Raw genomic sequence first — 14,202 nt, forward strand, 5'->3', positions numbered from 1 at the left:
CCTGAACCCTGGCTGATTGAGCGTTCCTGTGCCTTCGCCGGACGGTGCCCGAAGGCGACCGAGCGAAGCGGGTAGAACCTTGCCGCCGCTAGACTAGCCCGTGAAGAGGCGCGACGCTAAACGTAAAGCGGGAGATGCCAAGGAGATCGCGCTAAGCGACGCGCGAACCCCGTCCTAGGTGGGATTTCCGGCGCCGCCATAGGAGGCGCAGCCCTGCCAGGTCTGGCCATTGATGCGCAGTTCGGCCTGCAGCGACTGGACGGTGCCGGTACGGCCGTCCACGCAGCGCCGGGGGTTGATCCACAGCTCGACCTTCTCCCCGTTGGCTTCGGTGGACAGGGCGCGCATCCCGCCAGGCAGTTCTTCCTGCAGGTAGGGAAGGGCGCGGCGCTGCTGGCCAGCGGTGCTGATCAGCATGCCCTGGTTGCTCACCTGGACGTTCCAGTCCGGCCCGTGGCCGCTGGCGCTCATGGCGGTACGCTTGAAGTTGGGATCGCTGCAGCCAGGTCCGCTGTACTGCACGCGATAGACATCGGTGACGGCGAAGATGCCCTGGGCACCGTCGCGGCCGCCGGACTTCAGCTTGCCGCGCAGATCGGCGAACAGCGACGCGGCGCCACTGTCGGCGGCCAGTTCGTGGGCGTCGCGCAGGATGGCGGTGTTGTTGGCATCGGTGACGTCGAAGAAGCGCTGTTCCTGGCAGGGGCGAAACAGCAGCTGCTCGCCGCTCCAGCGCAGATCGCCCTGCAGGCGCTCGCCGCCCGGTGCACGCGGGGTGTCGTCGCTCTGGAACAGACTGCAGCCGCCGAGGAGGCCGAGCAGGGCGAAGGGAAAGATGGAACGCGGCGCTGGCATCGCGGGACTCCCGACTGAGGTGGGCACACGTTACTCAGACAACGCCGGGAGCTCAAGGACTTACCAGACGCGATAAGTCTTGCCGGTTTCCCTGCCTTCCACGCTGCGTTCGTAGGCCAGGGCCACGTCGGCGCCGGGTACTGGCTTGAAGCCGCGGAAGAAATCGCCGTAGTGCCCCAGCGATTCTTCCAGCACCGTCGGACTCACCGCGTTGAGACGCTGACCCCGCGGCAGCTCGATGGCCGCGCCGCGTACGAAGCCCTCCAGGGCGGCATTGACCATGGCCGCCGAGCTGCCCTGGGCGATGGGCTGCTCGTTGAGGATGCCGGTGGTGAGGGTGAAGGAGGCGCCATCGGCGGCCTGCGCCTGGCCCAGCAGCACCAGGTTGACCTGGCCCATGAGCTTGTCCTGCAGGCCTTTCTGAAAGGCCTCCGGGGTCATCTCGGTGAAGGGCGCGAAGGTCACCGAACCCACCGCGCTGATCAGGGCATCGAAGCGGCCGACCTGGGCGAACAGGGTACGGATGGACTCCGGCTGGGTGATGTCGACCTGCAGATCGCCGGATTGGCGACCGACACGGATCAGTTCATGACGACTGCCGAGGCGTGCGGCGATGGCACTGCCCAGGGTGCCGTTGGCACCGACGAGGATGACTTTCATGGCTTGGACTCCTTGTAGAAGAGGAGTCCAGCCTAGGATGATCCATTGGCATGATAAATCGGCCTATAGGCAATCCAGTGTTTCCAGGAGGAAACGATGCAGGAACAGCTGGCGGATCTGGTGGCATTTGCCGTGCTCTGCGAAGTGGGCAGCTTCACCACGGCGGCGCAGCGGCTGGGCTGCAGCAAGGGACAGCTGTCCAAGCGTATCCGGGCGTTGGAGAGTCGGCTGGAAACCGACCTGCTGCACCGAACCACCCGCCGGCTGACCCTGACCGCCGCGGGTCGTGAACTGTTGCCGGAAGCCCAGGCGCTGCGCCGCCAGGGCGAGCGGGCGTTGCAGAGCGTGGCGCGGCTGCGCGAGGAGGCGACCGGTCAGGTGCGGCTCACGGTGCCGGTCTCGCTGGGCTACACCTTCTTCGAGGTGCTGCTGGCCTGTCGCACGGCGCATCCTGGTATTCAGTTGGAGGTAGTGCTGGACAACGGCTATCGCGAGCTGGTGGCGGACGGCTTCGACCTGGCCATCCGCGCCCGGGTGGAACCGGACGAGCGCCTGGTGGCGCGGCCGCTGTTTGCCATGCAGGAGCTGACCTGCGCCGCGCCCGGGTATCTGCAGCGGCACGAGATACCGGCAGCGCCGGCCGATCTCGCCGGGCACGCCTGCCTGGTGAACAGCCACTATGCCGAAGGTGAGCGCTGGCTCTATCACCGCGACCACGGGCTCGAACGGGTGCAGGTGAACCCTGGCCTGGCCTGCAACCACTACAGCCTGCTCAAGCAGGCGGCGCTGGCGGGGCACGGCATCGCCCGGTTGCCGTCGTTCATGGTGCACGAGGAGTTGGCCAGTGGCGCCCTGGTCTGGCTGCTCAAGGAGTGGCGCACGCCCAGCCTGCCGCTGTTCCTGGTACATCCCTACCAGGGTGGGCTGCCCAAGCGGACGCGGGTCGTAGCGGAAGCCTTAAGCGACTGGTTCGAGCGCAGTCGGCAGCGGTTGGAGGCCTTGGGGTAGTGGGGCTGATGGAGCTGAAGGCCTGCAGGGATAACCCCCTCTCCCTCCGGGAGAGGGCACCCTTTGCCAGGAAGCCCCAGTGGAAAAGGCTGCGCCGTTTTCCACGCTACGGTGCTGTTGGGCTTCGACGGTGGAGCCGTCTCAACCCAACCTACGGTCGATCCGCCGTAGGTTGGGTTGAGCGTAGCGAAGCCCAACAAGCCATTGCCTCGATCAGGCACCGTTGGGCTTCGACGGTGGAGCCGTCTCAACCCAACCTACGTGCTATCGCGGCCATGGTGACGATTGGAACCAAAGACTCAACCGCCCAGATAGGCCTTGCGCACGTCCGGGTTGGCCAGCAGTTCGGCGCCGCTGTCCTGCATGACGATGCGGCCGTTCTCCAGCACGTAGCCGCGGTCGGCCAGCTTGAGCGCCTGGTTGGCGTTCTGCTCGACCAGGAACACCGTCACCCCATCCTGACGCAGCTGTTCGATGATCTCGAAGATCTGCTGGATGATGATGGGCGCCAGACCCAGGGAGGGTTCGTCGAGCAGCAGCAGGCGCGGCTCGCTCATCATCGCCCGGCCGATGGCGAGCATCTGCTGCTCGCCGCCGGACATGGTGCCGGCGCGCTGGGCATAGCGTTCCTTGAGGCGGGGGAAGAGGCCGAGGACCTTGTCCAGCTGACGGTCGTAGCCGTCCTTCTCGGTAAAGAAGCCGCCCATGGCCAGGTTCTCTTCCACGGTCAGGCGGGCGAACACCCGGCGGCCTTCCGGCACCACGGCGATGCCCTTGCGCATGATCTGCGCGGTTTCCTGGCCGACCAGTTCCTCGCCTTCGTAGCGGATGCTGCCGCCATGGGCGCGCGGCGTGCCGCAGAGGGTCATCAGCAGGGTGGACTTGCCGGCGCCGTTGGCGCCGATCAGGGTGACGATCTCGCCCCGGTTCACCTGCACGCTGACGCCATGCAGCGCCTGGATCTTGCCGTAGAAGGTGGAGACGTTGTCGAACTGCAGCATGGAGGTCTCCATCAGGATTCGCCCAGGTAGGCCTTGATCACGTCGGGATTGTTGCGGATCTGCTCCGGCGTCCCGTCGGCCAGGGGCGTGCCCTGGTTGATCACCACGATGTGGTCGGAAATGCTCATCACCAGATGCATGTCGTGCTCGATCAGCAGCACGGTCACGTCGTGCTCGGCGCGCAGCAGGGCGATGAGCGCCTTGAGGTCCTCGGTCTCGCGCGGGTTGAGACCGGCGGCCGGCTCGTCGAGCATGAGGATCTGCGGGCGCGTCATCATGCAGCGGGCGATTTCCAGGCGCCGCTGCTGGCCATAGGCGAGGTTGCCGGCGTTGCGGTTGGCGAACTCGGTGAGGTTGACCTGCTCCAGCCAGAAGCGCGCATAGTCCATGGCCTCGGCTTCGCTCTTGCGAAAGGCCGGGGTCTTGAACAGTCCGGCCAGGAAGCCGGTGTTGAGGTGGCGGTGCTGGGCCACCAGCAGGTTCTCCACCGCGGTCATTTCCTTGAACAGACGAACGTTCTGGAAGGTGCGCACCACGCCCTTGCGGGCGATCTTGTGCCCGGGCAGGCCCTGGATGGCCTCGCCGCGCAGGAGAATCTCACCGCCGCTGGGCCGGTAGAAGCCGGTCAGGCAGTTGAACACCGTGGTCTTGCCGGCACCGTTGGGACCGATCAGCGAGACCACCTGGCCCTGCTCCACGCGGATGTTGACGCCGTTGACGGCCAGCAGGCCGCCGAACCTCATGGACAGGCTGGAGACATCGAGAAGGGCTTGGCTCATTTGCGCAACTCCAGGTGCGGGCGTTGCATCGGGAGCAGGCCTTGCGGACGCCAGATCATCATCACGACCATCAGCAGGCCGAACATCAACATGCGGTATTCGCTGAATTCGCGCATCAGCTCCGGCAGCAGGATCATCACGATGGCCGCGAGGATCACGCCAAGCTGGGAACCCATGCCGCCCAGCACCACGATGGCCAGGATGATGGCCGACTCGATGAAGGTGAAGGATTCCGGCGACACCAGGCCCTGCCGGGCAGCGAAGAAGCTGCCGGCGAAACCTGCGAAGCAGGCGCCCAGGGTAAAGGCCGAGAGCTTGATCAGCGTGGGGTTCAGCCCCAGGGCGCGGCAGGCGATCTCGTCTTCGCGCAGGGCCTCCCAGGCGCGGCCGATGGGCATGCGCAGGAGGCGGTTGATCACGAACAGGGTCAGCAGCACCAGCAGCAGGGCGATCAGGTAGAGGAATATCACCTTGTATTCGGAGTTGTAGGGGATGCCGAAATACTCGTGGAAGGGCGTCATGCCCTCGGGTGCCCGGCGCTCGAAGGTCAGGCCGAACAGGGTCGGCTTGTCGATGCCGCTGATGCCATTGGGACCGCCGGTCCACTGGGTGAGGTTGCGCAGCAGGATGCGGATGATCTCGCCGAAGCCCAGGGTGACGATGGCCAGGTAGTCGCCGCGCAGGCGCAGCACCGGGAAACCGAGCACGAAACCGAACAGCGCCGCCATCAGCCCCGCCAGTGGCAGGCAGACCCAGAAGCCCAGCCCGTAGTAGTGCGAGAGCATGGCGTAGGTATAGGCGCCGACGGCATAGAAGCCGACGTAGCCCAGGTCCAGCAGACCGGCCAGACCCACCACGATGTTCAGGCCGAGGCCGAGCATCACGTAGATGAGGATCAGGGTGGCGATATCCACCGCGCCACGCGAGCCATAGAAGGGCCATACCAGGGCGACCAGCACCAGGCCCAGGATCACCCAGCGCTGGGTCTTGGGTTCGGTGAGCCTGGTGCCCAGGCCGGTGGCCGGCAGCTGCAGGCCGCCGCGGTTACGCCAGCCAGCGGTGAGCGAATCACGCACCAGTTGCCAGACGAACATCAGCACCGCGGCCAGGGCCACGATCCAGAGGGTACGCGGCGTGGCGCCGTGCACTTCGAGGTTGACGCCTACCGTCTCCAGCTTGAGGCCGAGGATGGGGTAGGCGACGGCCAGCACCAGCAGGGCGCTGAAGAAGGCGGTTCGCAGACGGGCACTCATACTTTTTCCACCTCCGGGCGACCCAGGATGCCGGTGGGGCGGAACAGCAGCACCAGCACCAGCAGGCTGAAAGCCACCACGTCCTTGTACTGGTCGCCGAAGACGTCGGCGCCGAAGGCCTCGGCCACGCCCAGTACCAGGCCGCCGAGCATGGCGCCGGGGATGCTGCCGATACCGCCGAGCACCGCCGCGGTGAAGGCCTTGATGCCGGCCAGGAAGCCCAGGCTCGGGTTGATCACGCCGTACTGGATGCCCAGCAGCACCGCGGCCACGGCAGCCAGGGTGGCGCCGATGACGAAGGTCAGGGCGATGATGCCGTTGGTGTTGATGCCCAGCAGGTTGGCCATCTTGATGTCCTCGGCGCAGGCGCGGCAGGCGCGGCCCAGGCGGGAGCGGGAGATGAACCAGGTCAGGCCGAACATGGTGAGCAGGGTGACGATGAAGATCAGCACCTGCACATAGGAGATCACCACGCCGTTCATGGCGTCGGTGCCGATGATGAAGTTGCCCGGCAGCAGGTTGGGGATCGACTTGTCCTTGGAGTCCTGGGCCAGCAGCACCCAGTTCTGCAGGAAGATCGACATGCCGATCGCCGAGATCAGCGGGATCAGCCGGTTACCGCCGCGCAGGGGGCGATAGGCGATGCGTTCGATGCTGTAGCCGTAGGCACTGGCGATGACGATGCTGGCGGCGAAGGCGGCGAGCATGACGATGGGCAGGCTGTGGATGCCCAGCATGGCGAGGCCCGCGATGGCGATGAACGCCACGTAGGAGCCGATCATGTACACCTCGCCATGGGCGAAGTTGATCATGCCGATGATGCCGTAGACCATGGTGTAGCCGATGGCGATCAGGGCATAGGTGCTGCCGACCGTGAGGCCGTTCACCAGCTGTTGCAGGTAGTGGTAGAACTCGGGCATGGGTGTCTCCAGGGGACCTATGAGCACTTCTGGTGCGGGTCCCAGGCCTCGGATGGAGGCGGATAAACGAAGCCCACCGCCGTTGGCGGTGGGCTTCGGTGTTACAGGCAGGGCTTACTTGGCTTCGGTCTTGGTGCCGTCGGCATGCCATTCGTAGACCACGAACTCGAAGTTCTTCAGGTCGCCTTTGTCGTCGAACGCCAACTCACCGGTGGGGGTGTCGAAGGTGTTGCTGCGCAGGGCCTTGGCCACGTCCTCGGGCTTCTCGTCGCCAGCCTTCTCGATGCCCTGGGCGATGACCTGCACGGCGGCATAGGAGGGGAACACGAAGGGACCGCTCGGATCCTGCTTCTTGTCCTTGAACGCCTGGACCAGGGCCTGGTTCTTGGGATCCTGGTCGAAGGAGCGCGGCAGGGTGACCAGCAGGCCTTCGGAGGCCTTGCCGGCGATGGCGGAGATGGAGCTGTTGCCCACGCCTTCCGGACCCATGAACTTGGCGGTCAGGCCCTTCTCGGCCGCCTGACGCAGGATCAGGCCCAGCTCGGGGTGGTAGCCGCCGTAGTAGACGAAGTCGACGTTGGCCTGCTTGAGCTTGGCGATCAGCGAGGAGAAGTCCTTGTCGCCGGAGTTGATGCCTTCGAACACGGCGACCTTGACGCCGGCCTTATCCAGAGTCTGCTTGACCGCGGTGGCGATGCCTTCGCCGTACTGCTGCTTGTCATGGATGACGGCGACGACCTTGGGCTTGACGTGCTCGACGATGAACTTGCCGGCGGTCGGGCCCTGCATGTTGTCCAGGCCGATGGTACGGAAGATCAGCTTGTAGCCGCGGTTGGTGAGGTCGGGGCTGGTGGCCGCCGGGGTCACCATCAGGATGCCTTCGTCCTCATAGATGTCGGAGGCGGGCTGGGTCGAGCTGGAGCACAGGTGGCCGACCACGAACTTGATGCCATCGTTGACGATCTTGTTGGCCACGGCCACGGCTTGCTTGGGATCGCAGGCGTCGTCGTAGATCACGCCTTCGAGCTGCTTGCCCTTGACGCCGCCGGCCTTGTTGATCTGCTCGATGGCCATCTGGGCACCAATGAACTCCATGTCACCGTACTGGGCGACCGGACCGGTCTTGGGACCGGCCAGACCGATCTTCAGGGTATCGGCCGCCAGGGTGTGGCTGGCCATGCCGGCGAGTGCCAGGGCGGCGATCAGACGGGAGAAACGCAGAGATGCCTTTTTCATGAGTGCTCCACTCGGAATGCTTTTATTAATGAGGCAGTTGGAAGCGAAAATGTGCCGATTTTGTTCTTTATGACGCGCTGCGCAGTTTAATCACCGTCTGTTCGTCTTGGAAAGCTGGCGACGACAACTTGTCGGACTTGTCGACCGCGCGTCCGGGCGCTCGGCAAGTGGGAAGGGCGCCGGTAGAATCCGCCCTTTTCGCGAGGCCCGCACCATGACCGATCACGCAACGCTCTACGCCACCCTGCTCGGGCAGACCGCCGCCATCGGCTGGGAAGAATTGCAACCGCATTTTGCGCGGGGCGTGCTGCTGGAAGTGGCACCCGAGCTGGACCTGATCGAGGCGGCCATCGCCGTGACCCAGGACGATGCCGGTCGCGTGGGGCAATGGCTGCAGCAGGGTCAGCTGGCCAAGGTCGACGAAGACCGGGCACGGCGGCGGCTGGAAGCCCCGGCGGTGGCCCTGTGGGCGGTGGTGGTCGCGCCCTGGGTACTGATGCAGGAGCGTCCGGCCGAGCGTTCCGCGGACTGAAACGCAAAGGCCCGCGCAAGGCGGGCCGTTGGTCGACGGTGAGAATCAAGCTTCGCTGTCGAGATCGCGCAGCTGGTGTTCGCCATAGCGATCGCCGGCGACCGCCTCCGGTGGCAGCAGTCGTTCCAGTTCGACGCGGTCCGCGACGCTGAGCGTGATGTCCAGTGCGCCCAGGGATTCGTCCAGCTGATCGCGCCGCCGGGCGCCGACCAGGGGCAGGATATCCTCACCCTGGGCGGCGACCCAGGCCACCGCCAGCCGGGCAGGGGTGGTGCCCCGGCGTTCGGCGAACTGCTTCAGGCCTTCCACCAGCGCCAGGTTGCGCTCCACGTTGCCCGGCTGGAAGCGCGGGCTGAGCGCGCGGAAGTCGCCGCCGCCGGAGGGCTGGCGCCAGTGGCCGCTGAGCAGGCCCCGGGAGAGCACACCATAGGCGGTGATGCCGATGCCGAGTTCGCGGCAGGTCGGCAGGATCTCCGCCTCGATACCGCGCGAGACCAGCGAATACTCGATCTGCAGGTCGCAGACCGGATGTACCGCCGCCGCCCGCCGCAGGGTGTCCGCCCCCACTTCGGAAAGGCCGATGTGGCGGATGTAGCCGGCCTGCACCAGCTCGGCGAGGGCGCCCATGGTGTCCTCGATGGGCACCTGGCGATCCAGCCGCGCCGGGCGATAGATGTCGATATGGTCCACACCCAGCCGCTTGAGGCTATAGGCGACGAAATTCTTGATCGCCGCGGGGCGGGTGTCGTAGCCCAGCCATTCGCCGGCCGGGCCGCGCAGGGCGCCGAACTTGACGCTGATCAGCGCCTCATCCCGCCGACCGCGCAGGGCGTCGCCCAGGAGCAGCTCGTTGTGGCCCATGCCATAGAAGTCACCGGTATCGAACAGGGTGACGCCGCGTTCGAGGGCGGCCTGGACGGTGGCGATGGCCTCGTCACGGTCGGCGGCGCCATAAAGGTCGGACATGCCCATGCAGCCCAGACCGAGCGTGGATACCAGGGGGCCCTGCTGGCCCAAGCGACGCTGTTGCATGAGGGACTCCTAGTCAGGTGGATGAGGCTGCACTCTAGCCTCCAAGGTGCTGTGCGATAATCCGGGCTGGACACAACGACCTGTTCGCTCAGCCGTACAATGGAGGTGCCAATGAATCTGGATGACCTGGCAGCCTTCGCCGCCGTGGCCGAGGCGCGCAGCTTTCGCGGCGCCGCCTATGTGCGCGGTGTGGCGGCGTCTTCCCTGAGCGATGCCGTGCGCCGGCTGGAGCGGGAGCTGGATGTCCGGTTGCTGCATCGCACCACTCGCAGCGTGACCCCCACCGATGCCGGCCAGCGCCTGCTGGAGCGCCTGACCCCGGCGCTGCGCGAGGTACGCGGCGCGCTGGACGCCATCAATGCCGAGGGCGAGAGCCCGGTCGGTAGTCTGAGACTCAACGTGCCCACCATCGTCGCCCGGGTGCTGTTGCCCCCGCTGATCGGGCCCTTCCTGGCCAGGCATCCCGGCATTCGCCTGGAGGTGGTGGCCGAGGATCGATTGATCGACGTGCTCGCCGCAGGCTTCGATGCCGGCGTGCGCTACGACGAGCATCTGGAAGGCGACATGATCAGCGTGCGGCTGGGCCCGGCCACCCAGAGATTCGCCGTGGCGGCCACGCCCGCCTACTTGGAACAGCATGGCGTACCTGTGCATCCCACTGACCTGGTCAGGCATTCCTGCATCGGCCATCGCTTCGCTAGCGGCCTGGTGGCGCAGTGGAGCTTCGAGCGCGGCAGCGAGGTCCTCAATGTCGCGCCGGGCAGTCGCCTGCTGGCCTCGACACTCGATCTGGAATTGCAGGCCGCCCTCGACGGTGTCGGCCTGATCTATTCCTTCGCCGACTACCTGGCCGAACCCCTGGCCGACGGCCGCCTGGTCGAGGTGCTGGCAGACTGGTCCAGCGTCTTTCCCGGTCCGCGGCTCTATTACGCGGATCGCCGGCAGCTGCCGGCCCCACTGCGGGCTTTCGTGGCCTTCTTGCGCGAGCGTCACGGCTAGGCGATACCGCCAGCCGCCGCTACCCTGGGGGTCCGACCGCCGTCCGGAGTCTCCATGACGTCCCTGTTTTCCCGCCTGATGCAGCCCTCATGATCATCGGTACCGCCGGCCACATCGACCATGGCAAGACCGCGCTGATCCAGGCCCTCACCGGGATCGCCGGTGATCGGCGGCGCGAAGAGCAGGCTCGGGGCATCACCATCGACCTGGGCTATGTCTACGCCGACCTGGGTGACGGCGGGCTCACCGGCTTCATCGACGTACCCGGCCACGAGCGCTTCGTGCACAACATGCTGGCGGGTGCCAGCGGCCTGGACCTGGCCTTGCTGGTGGTGGCCGCCGATGACGGCGTCATGCCCCAGACCCGCGAGCACCTGGCGATCCTCGAATTGCTCGGCATTCCCCGGCTGCTGGTGGCCCTGACCAAGGCCGACCGGGTGGACGCCGAGCGTCTGGCGGAGGTGCGCCAGGAAGTCGGTGTGCTGTTGGCTGCCGGGCCCTTCGCCGGCGCGCCGCTGTATCCGGTGGCCAGTCCCAGCGGCGCAGGCATTTCCGCATTGCGCGCCGCCTTGCTGAAGGCCCTGGGCGAGGTGCGTGAGCGCAATGCCCGGGGCAGCTTCCGCCTGGCGGTGGATCGGGTGTTCAGCGTCGCCGGTGCCGGGGTGGTCGTTACCGGCACTGCCTTTGCCGGCCAGGTCGCGGTGGGCGACGAACTCCTGCTCACCCCACGCGGGCAGCGCCTGCGGGTACGTGGTCTGCATGCCCAGAATCGTGCGGCCGAGACCGCCCGGGCCGGTCAACGGGTTTCCCTCAATCTCGCCGGTGAGCGACTGAGCACCGACAGCATCGCCCGCGGTGACTGGCTGGTGGCCGAGGCGCTGCATGCGCCCACCACCCGGATCGACGTGGAGCTCCGGCTGCTGCCCGGCGAGGCGCGCAACCTGGCGCACTGGACGCCGGTGCACGTGCACCTGGGTGCCCAGGATCTCACCGGCCGGGTGGCCCTGCTGGAAGGCGACAGCCTGGCACCCGGCGCCACGGCCCTGGCACAGCTGGTGCTCAATGCCCCGCTGCACGGCGTGCATGGCGATCGCCTGGTGCTGCGCGACCAGTCCGCCCAACGCACCCTGGGCGGCGCCCGGCTACTCGACCCCTTCGCCCCGGCGCGGCATCGCCGCACGCCGCAGCGCCTGGCACAACTCCAGGCACTGCGCCAGGGCGGTCTGGAGGAGGCCTTGCCCGAGCTCCTGGCCCAGGCCGACGGCGGCCTCGATCCGCGATTGCTCGCGCGCCAGTTCAATCGGCCCGAAGGCGACTGGCAGTTGCCAGCCGACACCCTGAGGGTGGAAACGCGCGTCGGCCCGCGGCTGTTCCAGGCTTCTCTGTGGCAGGCAGCGCTGGAGCGCCTCAGCGAGGCGCTTGCCACCTTTCACCAGGAACAACCCGACGAATTGGGCCCTGATCGGGATCGCCTGCGCCGCATCGCTGCACCGGCGCTGGAACGGCCCGTCTATCTGGCCCTGCTGGAGACGGCCCTGGCCGAGGGGCGACTGCAGAGCAGCGGCCCCTGGCTGCACCTGCCCGATCATCGGGTACGCCTCACCGAGGCGGAGGAGGGGCTCAAGGCCCGGCTCTGGCCGCTGCTGGAGGCCCAGCGTTTCGATCCGCCCTGGACGCGGGACCTGGCCAAGCACCTGGGTCAGCCCGAGGCCGAGGTACGGCTGCTGCTGCGCAAACTGGCTCGGCTGGGGGAACTGACCCAGGTGGTCAAGGATCTCTTCTATCCCCAGGCGAGCCTGGAAGCCGCGGCCGGCGAGGCATTGCGCCTGGAGCGCGAAGCAGGGATCATTCGCGCCGCGGCCTTCCGCGATGCCCTCGGCATCGGCCGCAAGCGCAGCATCCAGATCCTCGAATGCCTGGATCGCATCGGTTTCACCCGTCGCTTCGGCGACGAGCGCCGGGTTCGCCCGGACAGCGCCTGGGCCCGCGCGGCCGAGGGTTAGCGCAGCAGAGGAAGGCAATCACGCCCGGTGGCGTGGCCGGGCTTCAAACCCGGTTGGGGACGGCAGCCGTTCCCGGGTGGGTTCGACTCCCACTGCCTTCCGCCATTTCCCGCCGTCAGTGCCCATCCGCCAGCTGATGGATCACCCCGCCTTCCCGTTGCAACTCCTGCAGAAACCACTTGGCCTCCCAGAGCAACTCAGGCATGTAGAGGCCCGCAGGTAGCGGGGTGCCAGTCTCCAGTCCCAACACTCGCTCCAGCGACAGCACCAGGCCCAGAGCCGTGAGCGACGACTGGCCGTGGCGGAATTCCAGCACGGCACGCCGGGTGGTCCACCGGCCCGCTGCTTCGCCGGTGACGGTCACCACGATCTCGGCGGCCGTTTCCGCCCCTCGGCGGCGACTGGAGGACTCGCCCGTGGCCAGGTCGAAGCGGATATCTCCGGCCCCGGTGGCAGAATAGAGGCTCAGCAGGTCGATGGAGCCGAAGGCGGTAGCAGGCAGCCGGCGACCGTCCAGCGCGGTGATCTCTCCTTGGATCGCTGCGCCGGTCAGCCAGTGACGTCGACCGTTGTGGAACACCAGCGCGGCAGGGGCGGCGCTGTGGACACGCTCCATGTCTTCCCAGGCCAGCGGGCCGGCTGGATCCTTTTCGTCGAGCAGGACGTCGATCTTGATAGCGTCGACCCGCGCCAGGCCGCTTGCCTGGTCGAGCGCGAGCGCCAGAGCGGCTCCGGAGGCCCAGTGGCTGGACAGCACCAGAGCGTTGGCCGCAGGACGGTGCATGAACTGCGCGACCTCCAGCCCCAGTTCGGTGACGCCGGTGTTGGCATTCAAGTAGGGGATGCCCAAGGTCTGGGCGAGGCGCAGGCCGTGCAGCGCCTGGTCCGGCGCGAGCATGATCATGGCGCCGGGGGAGAGTGTCTCGTCCAGACCAAGTCCTGGCCGGTCGAGATCGAGGATGACTGCCTGGGCATTGCCCGCGATCCGGGCCACGGCCTGGGCAGTGCCAAGTGTGCGACCGCCCACCAGCAGAGGCCGGTCGGGGTGGCGCTTGCGAAACCACTGGACGGCCTGGCGGCCTACCGTGCCTGAGCCACCAGCGAAAAGTACGGGTTGCAGTGTCATGATCCGGTCCTCGATAGCGAAATGATGGGATCCATCGTCGGCGATAACCCTGATGTCGAGGATTCAGTGACCTGTTCCGCGACCACCACGGCAGGTCTGGCTGAAGACATCTTTTGCCGATAACCTACCAATAGTAGGTTGTATTCAGGATTAACCTACCTTTAGTAGGTTTGCAAGGTGATTTGACGAATGGCAGAACGATCCAAGGTGGAAAAGTCAGGCTCGGAGAGCTCGGGACGACGCCTCTCGAAGGCCGCGCGGCGGCAGCAGTTGCTGGAGACGGCGCGGTTCATCGCACGGGAAGAGGGGGCGGATCGCTTGACTCTCGGCCATCTGGCCGTGCGGGCCGGAGTGTCCAAGCCGGTGGTTTACGAGCACTTCGGCACCCGCTCGGGGCTGCTCATCGAGCTCTATCGCTGGTTGGATCTGGCGCAGATGGACGCCTTCCGCCAGACCCTGGTCGCCCGTCAGCAGAGTGCCGAAGAGGCCACCGCGGCGCTGGCCGAGGGTTACATCCGTTGCGTGACCGACATGCAGGGCGAGGTCGGCATGCTGGCGGCGGCGCTGGCGGGGAGTGAGGAAAAGACGGCGGTGTACCAGGAACTGCTGGAACATGGCACCCAGATGGTGGCGGCGGTGCTCACGTCGCACAGCAAAAGACCCGCCGCGGAGTTGCAGGTGTCCTGCATCGGCCTGGTCGGCGCGGGCGAGGCCCTGGCCGCGGCCGTGGTGCGCAAGACGCTGGGCGAGCGCGAGGCCATCGAGGCCTTCACCCGCCTGGTGCGCGCGGTACTGTAG

Annotated in this window: 14 protein-coding genes and 1 tRNA gene; 6 read left to right on the forward strand and 9 right to left on the reverse strand. The window is 66.8% G+C overall.

What is annotated here, in order from left to right; genetic code table 11:
* Nucleotides 1-174: 174 nt before the first annotated feature.
* Nucleotides 175-855: a COG3650 family protein gene (locus tag APT59_RS05700; RefSeq protein WP_059313972.1), complete on the reverse strand. Its 681-nt coding sequence runs from the start codon at nt 853-855 to the stop codon at nt 175-177.
* Nucleotides 856-915: 60 nt separating this feature from the next.
* A complete protein-coding gene (locus APT59_RS05705; RefSeq protein ID WP_059313973.1) occupies nt 916-1,515 on the reverse strand; it encodes a short chain dehydrogenase in 600 nt (199 codons plus the stop codon).
* Between the two features lie 96 nt (nt 1,516-1,611).
* On the opposite strand from APT59_RS05705, the gene APT59_RS05710 reads away from it, so the two are divergent.
* The gene (locus APT59_RS05710; protein WP_059313974.1) at nt 1,612-2,523 is read left to right on the forward strand and encodes a LysR family transcriptional regulator; all 912 of its coding nucleotides are present in this window, start codon (nt 1,612-1,614) and stop codon (nt 2,521-2,523) included.
* A 299-nt stretch (nt 2,524-2,822) separates the two neighbouring features.
* On the opposite strand, the gene APT59_RS05715 is transcribed toward APT59_RS05710, so the two are convergent.
* The 5 genes from APT59_RS05715 to APT59_RS05735 all read right to left on the reverse strand — a co-directional run bounded on the left by APT59_RS05715 (nt 2,823) and on the right by APT59_RS05735 (nt 7,712).
* Nucleotides 2,823-3,524 carry an ABC transporter ATP-binding protein gene (locus APT59_RS05715; protein ID WP_059313975.1) on the reverse strand — a complete coding sequence of 234 codons (702 nt, stop codon included), beginning with the start codon at nt 3,522-3,524 and terminating at the stop codon, nt 2,823-2,825.
* 11 nt (nt 3,525-3,535) lie between these two features.
* Nucleotides 3,536-4,303, reverse strand: coding sequence for a high-affinity branched-chain amino acid ABC transporter ATP-binding protein LivG (livG, locus tag APT59_RS05720; protein WP_059313976.1), 768 nt, complete (start codon nt 4,301-4,303; stop codon nt 3,536-3,538).
* Complete coding sequence (locus APT59_RS05725; protein ID WP_059313977.1) at nt 4,300-5,556, reverse strand: high-affinity branched-chain amino acid ABC transporter permease LivM; 1,257 nt, start codon at nt 5,554-5,556, stop codon at nt 4,300-4,302. The genes livG and APT59_RS05725 overlap by 4 nt, the downstream gene beginning before the upstream one ends.
* Nucleotides 5,553-6,476, reverse strand: a complete 924-nt coding sequence (gene livH / locus APT59_RS05730; RefSeq protein ID WP_017642422.1) for a high-affinity branched-chain amino acid ABC transporter permease LivH — start codon at nt 6,474-6,476, stop codon at nt 5,553-5,555. Before livH ends, APT59_RS05725 begins: the two co-directional genes overlap by 4 nt.
* A gap of 114 nt (nt 6,477-6,590) precedes the next feature.
* Nucleotides 6,591-7,712 carry a branched-chain amino acid ABC transporter substrate-binding protein gene (locus tag APT59_RS05735; protein WP_059313978.1) on the reverse strand — a complete coding sequence of 374 codons (1,122 nt, stop codon included), beginning with the start codon at nt 7,710-7,712 and terminating at the stop codon, nt 6,591-6,593.
* Between the two features lie 214 nt (nt 7,713-7,926).
* On the opposite strand from APT59_RS05735, the gene APT59_RS05740 reads away from it, so the two are divergent.
* A complete protein-coding gene (locus tag APT59_RS05740; protein ID WP_059313979.1) occupies nt 7,927-8,244 on the forward strand; it encodes a DUF2288 family protein in 318 nt (105 codons plus the stop codon).
* A gap of 45 nt (nt 8,245-8,289) precedes the next feature.
* Here APT59_RS05740 and APT59_RS05745 read toward each other — a convergent pair whose 3' ends face one another.
* On the reverse strand, nt 8,290-9,276 hold the full coding sequence (locus APT59_RS05745) for an aldo/keto reductase (protein WP_059313980.1): 987 nt from the start codon (nt 9,274-9,276) through the stop codon (nt 8,290-8,292).
* Between the two features lie 111 nt (nt 9,277-9,387).
* On the opposite strand from APT59_RS05745, the gene APT59_RS05750 reads away from it, so the two are divergent.
* The 3 genes from APT59_RS05750 to APT59_RS05760 all read left to right on the forward strand — a co-directional run bounded on the left by APT59_RS05750 (nt 9,388) and on the right by APT59_RS05760 (nt 12,383).
* Nucleotides 9,388-10,275: a LysR family transcriptional regulator gene (locus tag APT59_RS05750; protein WP_059313981.1), complete on the forward strand. Its 888-nt coding sequence runs from the start codon at nt 9,388-9,390 to the stop codon at nt 10,273-10,275.
* 89 nt (nt 10,276-10,364) lie between these two features.
* Nucleotides 10,365-12,278 carry a selenocysteine-specific translation elongation factor gene (gene selB, locus APT59_RS05755; protein WP_059313982.1) on the forward strand — a complete coding sequence of 638 codons (1,914 nt, stop codon included), beginning with the start codon at nt 10,365-10,367 and terminating at the stop codon, nt 12,276-12,278.
* A 9-nt stretch (nt 12,279-12,287) separates the two neighbouring features.
* Nucleotides 12,288-12,383 (forward strand) — tRNA-Sec (locus APT59_RS05760).
* Nucleotides 12,384-12,393: 10 nt separating this feature from the next.
* Here APT59_RS05760 and APT59_RS05765 read toward each other — a convergent pair.
* The gene (locus tag APT59_RS05765) at nt 12,394-13,404 is read right to left on the reverse strand and encodes a hypothetical protein (protein ID WP_059313983.1); all 1,011 of its coding nucleotides are present in this window, start codon (nt 13,402-13,404) and stop codon (nt 12,394-12,396) included.
* A 189-nt stretch (nt 13,405-13,593) separates the two neighbouring features.
* Between APT59_RS05765 and APT59_RS05770 the strand changes: the two genes are divergently transcribed.
* Nucleotides 13,594-14,202: a TetR/AcrR family transcriptional regulator gene (locus tag APT59_RS05770; RefSeq protein WP_237140572.1), complete on the forward strand. Its 609-nt coding sequence runs from the start codon at nt 13,594-13,596 to the stop codon at nt 14,200-14,202.

The sequence above is a fragment of the Pseudomonas oryzihabitans genome, from assembly GCF_001518815.1.
Classification (GTDB): domain Bacteria; phylum Pseudomonadota; class Gammaproteobacteria; order Pseudomonadales; family Pseudomonadaceae; genus Chryseomonas; species Chryseomonas oryzihabitans_E.

What these genes read in the sequence shown, in the direction of transcription:
- APT59_RS05700 (WP_059313972.1), bottom strand. Translation starts at nt 855, where the DNA reads ATGCCAGCGCCGCGTTCCATCTTTCCCTTCGCCCTGCTCGGCCTCCTC.
- APT59_RS05705 (WP_059313973.1), bottom strand. Translation starts at nt 1,515, where the DNA reads ATGAAAGTCATCCTCGTCGGTGCCAACGGCACCCTGGGCAGTGCCATC.
- APT59_RS05710 (WP_059313974.1), top strand. Translation starts at nt 1,612, where the DNA reads ATGCAGGAACAGCTGGCGGATCTGGTGGCATTTGCCGTGCTCTGCGAA.
- APT59_RS05715 (WP_059313975.1), bottom strand. Translation starts at nt 3,524, where the DNA reads ATGCTGCAGTTCGACAACGTCTCCACCTTCTACGGCAAGATCCAGGCG.
- livG (WP_059313976.1), bottom strand. Translation starts at nt 4,303, where the DNA reads ATGAGCCAAGCCCTTCTCGATGTCTCCAGCCTGTCCATGAGGTTCGGC.
- APT59_RS05725 (WP_059313977.1), bottom strand. Translation starts at nt 5,556, where the DNA reads ATGAGTGCCCGTCTGCGAACCGCCTTCTTCAGCGCCCTGCTGGTGCTG.
- livH (WP_017642422.1), bottom strand. Translation starts at nt 6,476, where the DNA reads ATGCCCGAGTTCTACCACTACCTGCAACAGCTGGTGAACGGCCTCACG.
- APT59_RS05735 (WP_059313978.1), bottom strand. Translation starts at nt 7,712, where the DNA reads ATGAAAAAGGCATCTCTGCGTTTCTCCCGTCTGATCGCCGCCCTGGCA.
- APT59_RS05740 (WP_059313979.1), top strand. Translation starts at nt 7,927, where the DNA reads ATGACCGATCACGCAACGCTCTACGCCACCCTGCTCGGGCAGACCGCC.
- APT59_RS05745 (WP_059313980.1), bottom strand. Translation starts at nt 9,276, where the DNA reads ATGCAACAGCGTCGCTTGGGCCAGCAGGGCCCCCTGGTATCCACGCTC.
- APT59_RS05750 (WP_059313981.1), top strand. Translation starts at nt 9,388, where the DNA reads ATGAATCTGGATGACCTGGCAGCCTTCGCCGCCGTGGCCGAGGCGCGC.
- selB (WP_059313982.1), top strand. Translation starts at nt 10,365, where the DNA reads ATGATCATCGGTACCGCCGGCCACATCGACCATGGCAAGACCGCGCTG.
- APT59_RS05765 (WP_059313983.1), bottom strand. Translation starts at nt 13,404, where the DNA reads ATGACACTGCAACCCGTACTTTTCGCTGGTGGCTCAGGCACGGTAGGC.
- APT59_RS05770 (WP_237140572.1), top strand. Translation starts at nt 13,594, where the DNA reads ATGGCAGAACGATCCAAGGTGGAAAAGTCAGGCTCGGAGAGCTCGGGA.